At 62.8% G+C, this 15,928-nt stretch carries 11 protein-coding genes and 1 pseudogene; 3 read left to right on the forward strand and 9 right to left on the reverse strand.

What is annotated here, in order from left to right:
• Nucleotides 1-34: 34 nt before the first annotated feature.
• From X756_RS163025 to X756_RS162990, 9 genes and pseudogenes are all read right to left on the reverse strand, one after another.
• Nucleotides 35-1,141 (reverse strand): ABC transporter substrate-binding protein, encoded by a 1,107-nt coding sequence (locus tag X756_RS163025; protein ID WP_023671169.1) that lies wholly within the window; start codon nucleotides 1,139-1,141, stop codon nucleotides 35-37.
• Nucleotides 1,142-1,380: 239 nt separating this feature from the next.
• Complete coding sequence (locus X756_RS163020) at nucleotides 1,381-2,553, reverse strand: iron-containing alcohol dehydrogenase (RefSeq protein WP_023683212.1); 1,173 nt, start codon at nucleotides 2,551-2,553, stop codon at nucleotides 1,381-1,383.
• Between the two features lie 18 nt (nucleotides 2,554-2,571).
• A pseudogene (locus X756_RS01000000165095) lies at nucleotides 2,572-3,976 on the reverse strand (aldehyde dehydrogenase family protein).
• Nucleotides 3,977-3,989: 13 nt separating this feature from the next.
• The gene (locus tag X756_RS163015) at nucleotides 3,990-4,409 is read right to left on the reverse strand and encodes a type II toxin-antitoxin system VapC family toxin (protein ID WP_023804693.1); all 420 of its coding nucleotides are present in this window, start codon (nucleotides 4,407-4,409) and stop codon (nucleotides 3,990-3,992) included.
• A complete protein-coding gene (locus X756_RS163010; RefSeq protein ID WP_023728433.1) occupies nucleotides 4,406-4,861 on the reverse strand; it encodes a hypothetical protein in 456 nt (151 codons plus the stop codon). Before X756_RS163010 ends, X756_RS163015 begins: the two co-directional genes overlap by 4 nt.
• A gap of 89 nt (nucleotides 4,862-4,950) precedes the next feature.
• The gene (locus X756_RS163005; protein ID WP_023671164.1) at nucleotides 4,951-6,321 is read right to left on the reverse strand and encodes a glutamine synthetase family protein; all 1,371 of its coding nucleotides are present in this window, start codon (nucleotides 6,319-6,321) and stop codon (nucleotides 4,951-4,953) included.
• Between the two features lie 79 nt (nucleotides 6,322-6,400).
• A complete protein-coding gene (locus X756_RS163000) occupies nucleotides 6,401-7,957 on the reverse strand; it encodes an amino acid permease (RefSeq protein WP_023671163.1) in 1,557 nt (518 codons plus the stop codon).
• Between the two features lie 78 nt (nucleotides 7,958-8,035).
• Nucleotides 8,036-9,580, reverse strand: a complete 1,545-nt coding sequence (locus tag X756_RS162995) for an amino acid permease (protein WP_023686444.1) — start codon at nucleotides 9,578-9,580, stop codon at nucleotides 8,036-8,038.
• Nucleotides 9,581-9,597: 17 nt separating this feature from the next.
• Entirely contained in the window at nucleotides 9,598-10,416 is an 819-nt protein-coding gene (locus X756_RS162990; RefSeq protein WP_023728434.1) for an N-formylglutamate amidohydrolase, read from the reverse strand.
• Between the two features lie 147 nt (nucleotides 10,417-10,563).
• On the opposite strand from X756_RS162990, the gene X756_RS162985 reads away from it, so the two are divergent.
• The 3 genes from X756_RS162985 to X756_RS162975 all read left to right on the forward strand — a co-directional run bounded on the left by X756_RS162985 (nucleotide 10,564) and on the right by X756_RS162975 (nucleotide 15,851).
• A complete protein-coding gene (locus tag X756_RS162985; RefSeq protein ID WP_023725208.1) occupies nucleotides 10,564-11,388 on the forward strand; it encodes a MurR/RpiR family transcriptional regulator in 825 nt (274 codons plus the stop codon).
• A gap of 171 nt (nucleotides 11,389-11,559) precedes the next feature.
• Nucleotides 11,560-12,723, forward strand: a complete 1,164-nt coding sequence (locus X756_RS162980; protein WP_023728435.1) for an efflux RND transporter periplasmic adaptor subunit — start codon at nucleotides 11,560-11,562, stop codon at nucleotides 12,721-12,723.
• Nucleotides 12,720-15,851, forward strand: coding sequence for an efflux RND transporter permease subunit (locus X756_RS162975; RefSeq protein WP_023728436.1), 3,132 nt, complete (start codon nucleotides 12,720-12,722; stop codon nucleotides 15,849-15,851). Before X756_RS162980 ends, X756_RS162975 begins: the two co-directional genes overlap by 4 nt.
• Nucleotides 15,852-15,928: the final 77 nt, after the last annotated feature.

Here is a 15,928-nt window from a genome sequence, read left to right on the forward strand (position 1 = left end):
GGCGGCCGCGAGGCCGCCCGGTTGGTTTCAAGCCTTACTTGACGTTGGCGCCGACGACGGCATCCCAGTTCTTGGTGACGGCTTCCTTTGCCTTGCCCTGCTCGTCCAGCGTCGGGAACACCGCGGCAGCGTAAGCCTCGGCCGGCGGCAGCTTGGCCATCACGTCCGCCGGGAGCTTGCCGTTCTTGGCAAGATCGTTGAAGCGGATCGGGTGGCAATAGCCCTTCAGCCAGCCGATCTGGCCTTCGTCGGAGTAGAGATACTCCAGCCAGAGCTTGGCAGCGTTCGGATGCGGTGCGAAAGCACTGATCGCCTGCACATAGACGCCGGCAACGACACCGGTCTTGGGCACGACGACGTCGACGGGCGGATTGCCCTTCAGCGTGTCGCGACCGGCAAGTGCATTGTAATCCCAGGTCACCAGGATCGGCGTCTGGCCTTGTGCCAGGGTCGCCGGTTTGCCGATGACCGGCACGAAATTGCCGGCGGCGTTAAGCTTCTTGAAGAAGTCGAGACCAGCAGTGCCAGCAGCTTCGCCGGCAGCCGCACCACCGGAAATGCCGGCCGCGTAGACGGCCTGGATGGCCTGGTTCGAGGCGCGCGGGTCGCCGGCAAGCGCCACGGTGTTGGCGAATTCCGGCTTCAGCAGGTCAGCCCAGTCAGCAGGCGCTTCCTTGACGAGGTCCTTGTTCACCAGGAAGGATAGCACGCCATAGTAGTCGCCGGTCCAGTAACCATCGGCATCCTTGGCGCTGTCGGGGATCGAGTCCCAGGTCGACACTTTGTAGGGCTGGATCAGGCCGTCAGCCTTGGCGGTCGGGCCGAAGGACAGGCCAACGTCGATGACGTCGGGCGCCTGCGGGCCCTTGTTGTCCTTGTTGGCCTTGATCGCCTCGACCTCGTCGCCGGAGCCGGCATCGGGGTTGAGTTCGTTGATGGTGATCTCAGGATACTTCGCCTTGAACCCGTCGATGACGGCGCCGTAGCCGCACCAGTCATGGGGCAGCGCGATGGTGGTGAGCTGGCCTTCCTTCTTCGCTGCGGCAACCAGTTCATCCATGGACTGGGCCGACGAGATAGCAGAGGTCGCCATGAGGGCGACGGCCGAAAGGGAAAGCACTTTCCCTGTGAACTTGAACATGTGTTCTCTCCGTTGAACTGGCGTCCTGGACGCCTGCGATGCGGTATCGGTTTCATATGACAGCCAGATGAAAGCTTTTTGAAACTGGCCCCCGGCGGTACGAAAAGTTAACTCTTTTTAACCGGCTGTAGCAATTAGCCTCGACTTAATTTCCCGGCTAATGGTTTATTGCCTTGCTTTTTGCCCCCTTGCCCTTCCTTTCCCTTCGTTTTTAGATCACGTCCGGCGCAGAAACCGCCTCAGACAGTGCCGGCGATAGTGTTCTCGAGCAGCGTCAGCGCCGCCTTTTTGGTCAGCCTGACCGGGTTGCCGCCGGCGGTCGGATCGACCACCGCCATGTCGGCGATCAGCCCTTTGCGCTTCTTGTCCATGTCGAGCCCCTTGATCAGATCGGGCAGCGCATGCGGCACCTTCAATTCCTTGCGCAGCTTGATGATCGCTTTGGCAAAGCCGTCGAAGCCACCCTTGATGCCGCAATAGGCAGCGAGCCGGGCAATCCGCTCCTCGATGGAGTCGCGATTGAAGGCCAAGACATAGGGCATGAACACCGCATTCGTCATGCCGTGATGGGTGTCGTAGAGCGCGCCGATCGGATGCGACAGCGAGTGGATGGCGCCAAGACCCTTCTGGAAGGCGGCAGCACCCATGGCGGCCGCACTCATCATGTGGGCGCGCGCGACAAGGTCCTTGCCGTTGGCGTAGGCCTTGGGCAGGTTCTCGAACACCAGGCGCACACCTTCCACCGCAATGCCGTCGGCCATCGGGTGATAGCCCGGCGCGCAATAGGCTTCGAGGCAGTGCGCCAGCGCATCCATGCCGGTGCCGGCGGTGATGAAGCCGGGCATGCCGACCGACAGTTCCGGATCGGCAATGACGATTGCCGGCAAAAGCTTCGGATGGAAGATCACCTTCTTGGTGTGCGTCGCCTCATTGGTGATGACGCCGGCACGCCCGACTTCCGAGCCTGTGCCGGCAGTGGTCGGCACGGCTATGATCGGCGCGATGGCATCCGAATTGGCGCGCGTCCACCAGTCGCCGACATCCTCAAAGTCCCAGATCGGCCGCGTCTGGCCAGCCTGGAACGCGATCAGCTTGCCGAGATCGAGCGCTGAACCGCCGCCGAAGGCGATGACGCCGTCATGCTTGCCCTTCTTGAACACGGCGATCCCGGCGGTGAGGTTGGAATCGACCGGGTTCGGCTTCACCTCGGAGAACACGCCATAGGATACCTTGGCGTCGTCGAGGATTTTCAGCGTCGAAGCGACGACCGGCAGTTTCGCCAACCCCGGATCGGTGACGAATAGCGGCCGCTTAATGCCGGTGGCAGCGAGCACCTCAGGCAGTTCCTTGATGCGCCCGGCGCCGAAGCGGACGGTGGTCGGGTAGTTCCATTTGGAGATCAGCTTGGACATGTCTTGTCTTTCAAAAAATCAGATGGCTTCGCGCAGATGGAAGGATTTCGGCCGGGTCAGATTGTCGTAGCCGAGCGCCGAAAGGGCGACGCCTTTGCCGGTGTCCTTGACGCCGGTCCAGACCAGCGCCGGATCGAGGTAGTCGCAGCGGTTCATGAACACGGTGCCGGTCTCGACGCGGTCGCCGATCGCCACCGCATGCTCGATATCGTCGGTCCAGATCGAAGCGGTCAGCCCGTAGGGGCTGTCGTTCATCAGCGCGATCGCCTCCTCGTCGTTGCGCACCTTCATGATGCCGACGATCGGGCCAAAACTTTCCTCGCGCATGACGCTCATCTGGTGGTCGACGCCGGTCAGCACTTCCGGCGCCAGATAGGGCGAGCCAGCCTTGTCGTTAGCCACCTTCATATTGATGTGTGCGATTGCACCCTTGCGCAGCGCCTCGGCCTTCTGCTCGCGGATCAGGTCGGCAAAGCGCGCCTGCGCCATCGGCCCCATTGTCGTCGCCTGTTCTAGCGGATTGCCGACGGCATAATTCTTCGTCTCGGCGATGAAACCTTCGACGAACTGGTCGTAGACCTTCTCATGCACATAGACGCGCTCGATGCCGCAGCAGCACTGGCCGGAATTGTAGAAGGCGCCGTCGACCAGATTGGCCACCGCATGGTCGAGCTTGGCGTCGGGCAGCACATAGGCCGGGTCCTTGCCGCCGAGTTCGAGCCCGAGCGTCATGAAGGTGCCGGCCGCCGCCTTCTGCCGCTGCGGCTTGGCGANCGATGGCGCGGCCGCCGCCGACCGAACCGGTGAAATTGACATGGTCGATCTTGCCCGAGCCGAGCAGCTTCTCGGTCTGGGCATGGTTCAGCACGACATTCTGGAACACGCCCTTGGGCAGCCCAATTTTGTCGAACGCCTGCTGGAACCGTTCGCCAACCAGCAGCGTCTGCGCCGCATGTTTGAGGATAACGGTATTGCCGGCCATCAGTGCCGGCACGATGGTGTTGACGGCGGTCAGATAGGGATAGTTCCACGGCGCGATCACCATGACGACGCCGAGCGGATCCTTCTTCACATAGCGTCGGAAGCCGTCCTTCGGGTTGGATGCCGGCACGGATTTCAGCGCGGCTTCAGCGATCTCGACCATGTAATTGGTGCGTTCCCTGACGCCGCCGAACTCGCCGCCATAGCGCACCGGTCGCCCCATCTGCCAGGCGATCTCCGGCACGATCTCGTCGGTCATCGCGACCAGCGCTTCGAGCATCGCCAGCATAAATTTGCCGCGCTCGACGATCGGCGTCAGCGCCCACTTCTCCTGCGCCGCCTTGGCGCGCTCGACCGCGGCATTGATCGCCTGGTCGGTCACGATTGGCCGCTCGGCGTAAATGGAACCATCGATGGGCGACTTGAGTTTTACGGTTTCCAAAGGATACTCCAAGTTAGCAGGCTAGGGTGCGCAGATGGCCATTGCGGCCATAGCGAAGGATGGGCTCGTCACGCGTCACCAGAACCATGTCCAACGCTCTCGCACTTGCCATCAGTATCCGATCCATGGGATCACCATGAGGCGGACCGGGCAGGTTGGATGACGCAATCAGAATGGCTGGTGAGATAGCGCTGAGCTTTGCCGACATTCGCTCGATGAATCGCTCCACGAAGTCGAGTGGCGCCAATGGCAGATTGAGCCGGCCCTTGGCTACGCCAATTCCGATCTCCCATGCCGACATCGGCGAAAGATACAGACGGCCGTCATAGGCCGCTTCCGAAATCTCCCGGCTTGCGTGCGGATCGATCAGACTATCGTTGGCGACAAAGATCATCGCACATGTATCCAGAAGCAGGTTTGGCCCTTCGCTCATTTACGCACCGCAAGTTTGCCGTCACGCGCGTCACCCTCACCGCCCAGATAGCCCCGGTCCCATGGCTCGTCATCGAAAGGTTTGGTGATATCAAATCCGGCTTCGATTGTTATCAGGCCCTTCATGAAACCAAAACCGGGGTGGCGATCCGCGCGCGCCTCCTTTGGCGCGGCAGGCACGCTACCACTGGGCGGCGCCGAAATGGGCACTTTGCGAACGCGGCGAAATACCAGTTTCCCACTCCCTATATTGACGGATTCGGTCTCGAACCCAGCCTCAAGCCACTCCCTTGTCATGGGATTGTTGCTCGGATTGTTGCTCCACCATGCAGGGTATTGCTTCGATGCGGGCAGCGGCAGATTGAGCACTCTCTCGATTTCGGCGAATGACATCGGAACGCGATCGACATTTTGGGCAATGAGAAAGTCCTTGAGCGGCGCATATTTGGACATTGCAAACTCCTCAATGTAGCGCACTGCAGTTTACAGGTACCATATGGTACTAACTTCACTACAGTGTCAACATTAAAGCTGTATAAAGTTTAATACCGCTCGAACCCCCTGTGCAGTTCCCAATCCGTAATGCGGCGGTCGTATTCGAATTGCTCCCACTTTGCGGTGTGGACATAATGTTCGAGCACATCGTCGCCGAGCGCCTGCTTCAGCATCTTCGACTTGGCCAGCGTCTCGGTGGCGTCGCGCAGCGTCTTCGGGATCTCCGGCAGGCGCGAGGCCTGGTAGGCATCGCCGACGAACGGCTTCTGCAGTTCGAGCTTCTCGTCGATGCCGGCAAGGCCGGCGGCGATCAGCGCCGCGAAAGCGAGATAGGGGTTCAGGTCGGCGCCGCCGATGCGGCATTCCATACGGATGCCCTTGGTGCCCTCACCGCACAGGCGGAAGCCGGCGGTGCGGTTGTCCTCGCTCCACATGATCTTGGTCGGTGCGAAGGTGCCGGCCTGGAAGCGCTTGTAGGAGTTGATGTAGGGCGCCAGGAACCAGGTAAACTCCCTGGCATATTTCAGTTGCCCAGCCGCCCATTGCTGGCCAAGCGTGGACAAAGTCCAGTCCGCCTTCTTGTCGAAGAACAATGGCGTCTTGCCATCGGCGCTCCACAGCGAATTGTGGATGTGGCTGGAATTACCGGCGAGCCCGTAATTGTATTTCGACATGAAGGAAATCGACTTGCCTTCGGACTCGGCAATCTCCTTGGCGCCGTTCTTCAGGATGACGTGGCGGTCCGCCATGTCGAGCGCCTCGGCATAGCGCACATTGATCTCTTCCTGGCCCGGGCCCCATTCGCCCTTGGAGTTTTCGATCGGAATGCCCGCCGCTTCCATCTCGTTGCGAAGCCGGCGCATGACGCCTTCTTCCTTGGTGGTGATGCCGATCTGGTAGTCGCCGATATAGGGCGACGCGGTGTCGAGCCCCTGCCAGTGCTTCTTGCGGGCGGAATCGTAGGTCTCGTTGAACAGGTAGAATTCGAGCTCGGAGGCGAAGTAGCCGATATAGCCGCGTTCGGTGAGCCGCTTGACCTGCTTTTTCAGCATCGCGCGCGGCGAATGCGGAAGGTCGTCATGGGTGTGGTGGTCGAGCACGTCGCAGATCACCAGCGCGGTCTTTTCCAGCCACGGAATCCGCCGCAGCGTCGCAAGGTCCGGCTTCATGACGAAGTCGCCATAGCCCTTCGACCAGCTTGCCGCCTTGTAGCCCGGCACCGGCTCCATATCGATGTCGGCGGCGAGCAGATAGTTGCAGCCATGCGTCTCGTCATGAGCAGAATCCACAAAGTACTGCGCCAGGAAACGCTTTCCCGCGAGCCGCCCCTGCATGTCGACGATGCAGGCCAGCACCGTGTCGATCTCGCCATTGGAGACCGCTTTCTTCAACTGATCGAACGAGAAATTTCCGGCCATTCCTTTGGCACTCCAGTGCTTGGTCGTTGAGGACGAAACCATAGCCGGCTGCACGCCGGCCATGGCCATGATGGTGACGTCAGTGGCCGGTTTCGCCGACAGCCTGTTCGGCAGCCTTGATCGCTGCCTGACGCGCCGCGATGATGTCGCCCAGCGGCGGGCCCTGGAAGCGATTGCGCTCGAAGGCGAACCAGACAATCGCCGTCAGGATGAAGAAGCCGACGGTGATGTACAGCGCCCAGTCGTTCGGCGGCTGGATGCCGATGATGAAGATCAGGATCATCGACACTATGGAAAGGACCCCGAACAGCATGAAGATGCCACGGCCCAGGTTCCACGGTCCCATCTTGTCCCACTTCGGCGTGCCCCAGGCCAGCATGCCGAGCACGATCGGCACGGTGAAGGACAGGAACAGGAAGATGACGGTGCAGGACACGACGATGGTGTAGGCCGAAGTGCCGGCGACCGAAACCAGCGTCGAACCCCAGACGAACAGCACCGACAGGACCGACGCCGTCCAGATCGCCGCCACCGGCGTGCGATAGGTCGGGCTGACCTTGGCCAGTGCCGACGAGCCCGGCAGGCCGCCGTCACGCGAGAAGGCAAAGATCATGCGCGAAGCCGAGGTGACGGTTGCGAGGCCGCACAACAGCTGGGCGATGAACACGACGAGGTAGACGAACTCCTTGAGGCCGGGACTGACGCGCTGGTCGAAGGCCCAGAAGAACACGTTCCAACCCTGCTTGGCGGCGTCGTCCATGTTGGGGATCATCAGCACGAAGGCGGCCAGGAACAAATAGCCGAAGACCGCCGACCAGATAACCGACATCACCATCGCACGCGGCACCGATGAGGCCGCCTTGATGGTTTCCTCGGAAGTGTGTGCCGAAGCATCGTAGCCGGTGATGGTGTAGATCGGCAGCAGAAGGCCGAGAGCGAACACCCAGGCGTTCGAGACGGACGGCCAGACGCTGGCGCCGGCCTCACCCGAGTAGTTGTGGAAGGTGAAGAGCCGGCTGAAATCCCAGGTCTCGGCGGAGAACAGGCAGACGACAGCAATCAGGATCGAGCCGAAGAAGATCAGGTAGCCCGAAAAGTCGGTCAACTTCGCAGTCAGCTTGATGCCGAGATGGTTGATCAGCGCCTGGGCGCCAGTGATGATGACCAGGAAGATCATCTGATTGGTCAGCGTACCCTCGATGCCGAGCGTCGGCCCGAAGGCGCCGATGAAGAACGTCCAGGTGCCGACATTGATGGCGCCGAGCACGGTGATCAGGCCGAGCAGGTTGAGCCAGGCCGTCACCCAGCCGGTGCCGCGATTGCCAAGGATCGAACCCCAGTGATAGAGGCCGCCGGCCGTCGGATAGGCCGAGCTGATCTGCGACATGGCGACCGCGAAGGTGAGCGAAACGAAGCAGCCGACCAGCCAGCCGATGCCGATACCGATACCGCCGGCGCCCGACGTTGCCTGCGCCAGCGAATTGATGCCGCCCGACAGGATGCAGATGATGGAGAAGGAAACGGCGAAGTTGGAGAAGCGGCTTAGCCGCCGCTCAAGTTCCTGGGCGTAGCCCATGGAATGGAGGTGCTTTACGTCTTCCGCCTTGTCTGTGTCTGAATAACCCGGTGCTGCCATTGTAGTCCCCTTTGCATTCTTAGCTGGCCGGCCCTGCCCCGGTCGGCTTGCGCCGGCCGGAGCATCTAGTCTTTGCTGTTAGCCTGCCGTCTGGCCGACGGCTGCTTCCGCGGCCGCGATCTCCGAAGCGCGGCGAGCAATGTCGGCGCCGATCGGCGGGCCCTTGAAGCGGCGCGATTCGATGCCGAACCACAGCACCACGAGCAGAACGATCAGGCCGATGGCATAGTTGATCAGGATGTCGAAGGGCGGCTGGATGCCGGCATACATCAGCACCAGAACGCCAAGCACCGTGATGACGGCGAACGGCTTGGACCAGATGCCGAGGCGGAACGGGCCGAATTCGGTCCAGCTCTTGCCCTCGGCAAGCAGGCCGGCGGCCACGGGCATGGCGTAGGACACGTAGAGGAACAATGCACAGCCGGCCGCCAGTGCGGCAAAAGCCGGCGAGTACAATGTCGCTGCGACCGCGAGCACCGCTCCGAGCCAGATTGCCGCCACCGGCGTGCGCCATGTCGGGCTGACGGTTTTCCACACCGACGAACCGGGCAGGCCGCCGTCACGCGCGAAGGCAAAGATCATGCGCGAGGTCGACGTCAGTCCGGCGAGCGCGCAGATGAAATTCGCCAGCACGATCGCGATGGCAATGATGCTCTTCAGCAGGAATGGCGCCGGCAGATTGTTGAAGAGATTGAACCAGGCATTGGCGCCATCCTTGGCCGTCGCTGCCAGATCGGGGCTGGCCAGTACGAACGAAACGGCCATGACGAAGCCGAACACCAGCGACCACAGAACCGAATGGATCATGCCGCGCGGCACCGCCACGCGGGCATTGTGGGTCTCTTCGGACGTGTGGGCCGAAGCGTCGAAGCCGGTGATGGTGTAGAGTGGGTAGAGCAGGCCGATCAGGAAGGCGACGAGTGCCGTCCGTGCGGTCGGAACGTAGCCTGCGCCTGGATCACCGGTGTTGTTGACGAAGGTGGTGAGCCGCGAGAAATCCCAGCTTGCGCCCCAGATCAGGAACATCGCGGTCAACACGACGGCGACGACCAGAATGAGGTAGCCCGAGAAATCCGTCAGCATGGTGGTGAGCCTGATACCGAAATGGTTGATCAGCGCCTGCGCGACCGTGATGATCACAACGCCGATCACCTGCTCCTGATAGCCCCACGCGGATACGTCGTGACCGAACACGCCGGACCAGACAAGGTCCTTGAACAGCGCATAAACGCCGACATTGACCGAGGCGACGACGAAGACCAGGCCGAGCAGGTTGATCCAGGCCGTGGCCCAGCCCCAGCCGCGCCCGCCGAGAATTGACGACCAGTGGTAGAGACCGCCGGCCGTTGGGTAGGCCGAGCCGATTTGGCCAAGTGACGCGGCAACGACAAGTGCAAAGACGCCGCCGATGACCCAGCCGACAGTCGCCTCGAAGCCGCTGCCGGTCGCCATGGCCAGCGGGAAGGACGTGATGCCGCCCGCAAGAATGCAAATGATCGAAAAGGAAATTGCGAAGTTCGAGAAGCCGCTCATGCGGCGAGCCAACTCCTGGGCATAGCCCATGCTATGAAGGGTTTTTACATCCTCCGATCTTTCAGCGTCTGATTTGTCCGGTCCTGCCATTTTCGTCCCCTGTTTTTCTAGCTGGCCGATTGAACTGACTTTCCCATTGCTTGTCGCCGGGAACCCTTGGCCTCCTCGGGTTCCAGGTCAGAAAAAATGCCTGTGAGCAGATCCGCCCATTTCCGCTGCCCGGTCTCGCCGGAAATCTCGTCGTTGCGGATTTCGATCATTGCGCAGGCAAGGCCGCGCGAGCGTGCATGGCGCTCCAAAGTGAAATAGACGCGGTCGGCCGGCGAATAGGGCTCGTTGATGCCGACAGTGACGCCGGAGAGCCGCTGCAGCGCCGCTAACAGTGGCGACGCCAGCCGGCGGTCGTCATCATGGATGATGCCGATATGCCAGGGCCGGTTCTTGCCCTTGTAGACCGGGGTGAAGGAATGCACCGACACCAGCCGGGTCTCCTGCCCACGCGCCTGCCGGTCGTCGATGATCGATGCGATCGTGTCGTGGAACGGCCGCCACGACAAAGCGATGCGCTCGGCGCGCTCACTGTCCGACAGGCCGGCATTGCCCGGAATGGCCGTCCTCTCGCTGACCGGCGGCACCAGGTCCGGTGCGTCGAGCGGACGGTTGCAGTCGATGATCAGGCGCGAGATGCGGGTTTCGATGAGCGTCGCATCGAGGGCGGTCGCGATGCGGCGGGCCACCGGCAGCGCGCCGGGGTCCCAGGCGATGTGGCGGGAGAGGTCCTCGGCCGGCAGGCCAAGCGTGCCGAATTCGGATGGCAGGAAGTTGGAAGCGTGATCGCAGGTCAGCACGAAAGGGCTGGACCCGCCGGGGTTCGTCACCCCTACGGTATCAGACGATGCAAGGCTGGCGGGCCGTGCTCTCTCCATAGTCTGCCGTCCCCTGGGGAGCGCTGTATCTTATGTTACGTATTTTGCCTCATTGCGTCCCTGTGGATGATTTCATACAGTTTGTCCGGCTTTGTCAAACGCGATTTCGGGGAAGCGGTCTGGACGGGCTCAGGGGTGGGGAAAACGATGATTTCCAGCATTGCCGAACTGATTTCGGACCGCATCGGCACGATGCCGGCCGGCGAGCGCCGCGCCGCGCAGACACTGATTGCGAACTATCCGCTGATCGGGCTGAAGACGGTCGCCGAGTTCTCGGCCGCCGCCGGCGTATCGTCGCCGACCATCCTGCGCTTTGTCTCCAGGCTGGGGTTCCAGAACTATCCCGAATTCCAGTCGGCGCTGCAGGACGAACTGGCGGCGCAATTGCAGTCGCCGGCATCGCGCACGCTCAACCCGGCCTCCCCAAGCGGTGCAGTATCGCCAATGCTGGAGGCGACGCTGGACAATATGCGCGAGACCTTCAGGCATCTCTCCGACAGACAGCTTGCCGACATCGCCGCAAGGCTTGCCGACCGGCGCGGCAAGACATTCCTGATCGGCGGCCGCTTCACCGATCCGTTGGCACGCTACATGGCCGCCCATCTCGCCATCATCCAGCCCGATGTCTATCACCTTGCCGGCCAGGAGAGCATCTGGCGCGACCGGCTGATCGACATGGGCAAGCGCGACGTGCTGGTGATCTTCGACATCAGGCGCTATCAGGACAGTCTGGTCCGCTTTGCCCAGACCGCGCATCAGCGCGGCGTTCAGATCGTGCTGTTCACCGACCAGTGGCTATCGCCGATCGCCCGCTTCGCCCGCCATGTCATTGCCGGACGCACCGCCGTGCCTTCGGCGTGGGACTCTTCCGCCGCTCTGTTCGTTGTCGCCGAGACGCTGATCGGCGCCGTCACGAGGCAGCTCGAGGCCGACAGCGCCAGGCGCATCCGCGACCTCGAAAGCCTGCGCTGACACGTTCAATCCCCGCCGCAGGTGCGCAAAATTACGCAGATTTAATGTGCATGGAAGCGGCAGAATTGCCATAAAGCCATGATATTGCGGCGGCTTCGCACATACCGGGTGCGTCGCTGCGCGTTTTTTTGCTTGGCGAAACCGGTAGACGTTTTGCCAACCGGAGTGTCGATGGTCGCCTGGAAACAGATCGTTTTTGCGCTTGTGATCCTGGTCGCGGCTGTCCTCGCCTGGGCGCGATTCTTCCCGGGCGCGCCGGAGGTTCTGGCACGCTGGGGCATCGACTGGACCTATGCTTCGGCGCCCGCCACAACCGGCGCGGTCGACACGACGAAACAGGCAGGCGGTCGCAACGCTGCCGGCCGGCCGGCAAATGTCGTTGCCTTGCCGGCGGGCACGGCCACCATCAACGATCGCCTGCAGGCGATCGGCACCGGCCGCGCCAATGCCTCGGTGACGGTCAACCCGTACAGCTCCGGCCGGCTGGTTGAATTCCTCGTCCAGTCCGGTACCCGCGTCGACAAGGGGCAGATCATCGCTGTTCTCGATTCCGAGACCGAGGTGATCTCGCAGGATCGTGCCAAGCTCGCCTTGCAGGATGCCCAGGACAAGCTCGAGCGGGTGAAATCATTGAGGGCCTCCAACGCCGCGACCCCGGTCGCCGTCGCCGATGCCCAAGTGGTGCTGGCCGGCGCCAAACTGGCGCTGCAGGATGCCGAACTCGCCTTGCAGCGTCGTTCGATCGTCGCCCCTATCGCCGGCACGGTCGGCATCCTGCCGATATCGGCCGGCAATTACGTCACCAGCCAGTCGGCGATCGCCACGCTTGACGACCGCTCCTCCATCCTGGTCGATTTCTTGGTGCCCGAGCGCTTCGCCGCCGCCGTCAAGGTCGGCGCGCAACTGTCGGCGACGCCGATCGCCAATCCGAGCAATGCCTATACCGGCACTGTGTCGGCCATCGACAACCACATCGACGAAAAGAGCCGCACTCTGCTGGTCAAGGCTGCAATCGCCAATCCAGCGGATTCGCTGCGCGCCGGCATGTCGTTCGGCATCACCATGCGCTTCCCCGGCGACACCTATCCGGCCGTCAGCCCGCTGGCAATCCTGTGGGGTTCCGACGGCGCCTATGTCTGGCAGGTCGAGGACGGCAAGGCCAGGCGCGTTCCCGTGCGCATCATCCAGCGCAACACTGAGACGGTGCTGATCGACGCTGAGATCGAGGATGGCGACATGGTCGTCACCGAAGGCACCCAGAGCGTCAGCGAAGGCGGCGCGGTCCGCATCGCCGGCCAGGATCAGCGCGCCGCGGAAGCTGCCGAAGGCTCATGACTGCACCCGTCAGCACCGCCAGCGAAACCGGCTTCACCGCACTCTTCATCCGCAGGCCGGTTATGGCCTTCGTGCTGAACACGCTGATCGCAGTGGCCGGCCTTGCCGCTTTCTATGGCGTCGAAATCCGCGAACTGCCCGATGTCGACCGCGCCGTGGTCACCGTGTCGACGGCCTTCGAGGGTGCCGCCGCCGAAACCGTCGACCGTGAACTGACCGACACCATCGAGGGCGCGGTCGCCCGCGTCTCCGGCGTCAAGTCGATCTCGTCGACCTCTTCCTTCGGCCAGAGCCGCGTCACCATCGAGTTCAACGACGGCGTCGATTTGAACGTCGCCGCTTCCGACGTGCGCGACGCGGTCGGCCGTGTCGCCAACATGATACCGGAGACCGCCGATCCGCCGCGCATCGTCAAGGCCGATGCCAATTCCGATGCCGTGATGCGACTGGCCGTCACCTCCGACACCATGTCGGTGCAGGACATGACGGTGATCGTCCAGGACCAGATCGAGGACGAACTGGCCGCGGTGCCCGGCGTCGCCGACGTTCAGGTCTATGGCGACCGCGACAAGATCTTCCGCATCGATGTCGACCAGAACAAGCTCGCCAGCCTCGGCTTCACTGTCGCCGATCTGAGGGCAGCGCTTGCCTCGGTGGCTTTCGATTCACCGGCCGGTTCGATCACCACCACCAACCAGGATCTCATCGTCCGCACCACGGCCGATGTGACGACGCCGGAAGAATTCGAAAACATCATCATCGGCGGCACGACGCGCATCCGCGACGTCGCCACCGTCACGCTCGGCCCCGACATCGGCCAGACCTCGTTGCGCTCCGACGGCAAGACCGGCATTGGCCTTGGCATCATCCGCCAGGCGGAATCGAACACGCTGGATATTTCCACCGGAGTGAAGGCAGCCGTCGCCAAGCTGCAGGAAAACCTGCCCAAGGGCATGTCGATCAAGATCACCAGCGACGACGCCGTCTTCGTCAACGGCGCCGTGCACGAGGTCGAGATCGCGCTCGGCCTGTCGATCTCCATGGTGCTGATCGTCATCTACATCTTCCTGCTCGACTGGCGCGCGACGCTGATCCCTGGTCTGTCGATGCCGGTCGCCATGATTGGCACCATCGCCGCCATCTATCTCGCCGGCTTCTCGATCAACATCCTGACGCTTCTGGCGCTGGTGCTGGCAACCGGCCTTGTCGTCGACGACGCCATAGTCGTTCTGGAAAACATCGTGCGACGGCGCAACGAAGGCATGGGGCCTCGTGCCGCCGCCGTGCTCGGCGCCCAGGAAGTGTTCTTCGCCGTCATCGCCACGACGCTGACGCTCGTTGCCGTTTTCGTGCCGATCTCCTTCCTGCCGGGACAGACCGGCGGCCTGTTTCGCGAATTCGGCTTCGTCCTCGCCATGTCGGTGCTGCTCTCCTGCGTGGTCGCGCTGACGCTGTGCCCGATGCTGGCCTCGCGCATGTTGACCGGCGCATCGCTCCACCATGAAGGCGGTCACGACATTGGCGCGCGCATCGGCGGTGCGCTGAACGCGGCCTACAAACGCGCCCTGCATGCCTGCCTTGGCGCGCCGTGGATCGTGCTGCTGGTCGCGGTGCTGTTTGCAGGCATCGCCTTCATGCTGTTCGGCACCATCCGCCAGGAGCTGACGCCGAGCGAGGACCGCGCCGTCGTGCTTCTGCGCATCAACGCGCCGCAAGGCGTCAGCCTCGACTACACCACCCAGCAAATGCAGAAGATCGAGCGGCTGATCCAGCCGCTGCGCGATTCCGGCGAGATCGTCTCGACCTTCGAAAATGCCGGCCAGAACGGCGCCTATAATTCAGGCTTCATGGTTATGACGCTGGCGCCGTGGGACGAGCGCACGCGCAGCCAGCAGGAGATCATGGCGCAGATAAGCCAGCTGACCCGGCAGGTGCCATCCGTGCGCATCTTCCCGGTGCAGGCCAATAGCCTCGGCATTCGCGGCGCCGGCAACGGCCTGCAATTCGCGCTGGTCGGCAACGACCGCAAGGCGCTCGGCGACGCGGCGGTGAAGATCATCGCCCGGATGCAGGCCGATCCGCGCTTCCAGACGCCGCGGCTTTCCATCGACCCGACGCAGCCGCAGTTGGCGGTGGCCATCGACCGCGAGCGCGCCTCCGATCTCGGCATCGACATATCGGGGCTCGCCAACACCTTGCAGGCGATGCTCGACGGCAACGATGTCGTCGATGTCTACATCGCCGACCGCAGCTATGGCGTGAAGCTGGTCTCGACCACCAACCCGATCAATGATCCGACCGATCTGGAAAACATCTTCCTGAAGACCGCCGACGGCCGCTTCGTGCCGATGTCGACCATCGCCACGCTGACCGAGCGCGCCGTGCCGCCGTCGCTGACCCGCGAACAGCAGCAGCCTTCGGTGGCGATCACCTCGAACCTGAACGGCAATTTCGCACTGGGTGACGCGCTCGGCGTTGCCGAGCAGATCGCCGCCCCGCTGCTGCCGCCGGGCAGCCACGTCCTGCCGCTGGCCGAAGCCGCGACGCTCGGCGAGACCAACAGTGCCATGATCACCATTTTCGGCTTCGCGCTGGTCATCATCCTCCTGGTGCTTGCCGCCCAGTTCGAAAGCTTCGTCAGCGCCGTCATCATCATGGCGACGGTCCCGCTCGGCCTTGCCTGCGCAATCTTTGCGCTGCTTTTGTCAGGCACCAGCCTCAATGCCTACAGCCAGATCGGCCTCGTGCTTCTGGTCGGCGTCATGGCCAAGAACGGCATCCTCATCGTCGAATTCGCCAACCAGCTGCGCGACCGCGGCCTCGGCGTGCGCGAGGCGATCGAGCAGGCCTCGATCATCCGCCTGCGGCCGGTGATGATGACGATGATCTGCACCATCCTCGGCGGGGTCCCGCTGGTGCTGGCCGCCGGCGCCGGTGCCGAAGCGCGCATCGCGCTCGGCTGGGTCATCGTCGGCGGGCTGGGTCTCGCCACCGTCTCGACGCTGTTCCTGACCCCGGTCGCCTACCTCCTGCTCGGCCGCTTCGTGACGCCGAAGGCGCATGAGGAAGCGAGGCTGAAGCGGGAGCTTGAGGAAGCGGCGTACGCCAATGTCGAGCCGGCGGAGTAGCTCCGCTTACCCTCCCCCTTGTGGGGAGGGTCGGACCGCGGGTCCGGGGTGGGGGTGCAGCGCCAACTAACGTCGGT

Source organism: Mesorhizobium sp. LNJC405B00 (assembly GCF_000502615.1).
Lineage (GTDB): Bacteria > Pseudomonadota > Alphaproteobacteria > Rhizobiales > Rhizobiaceae > Mesorhizobium.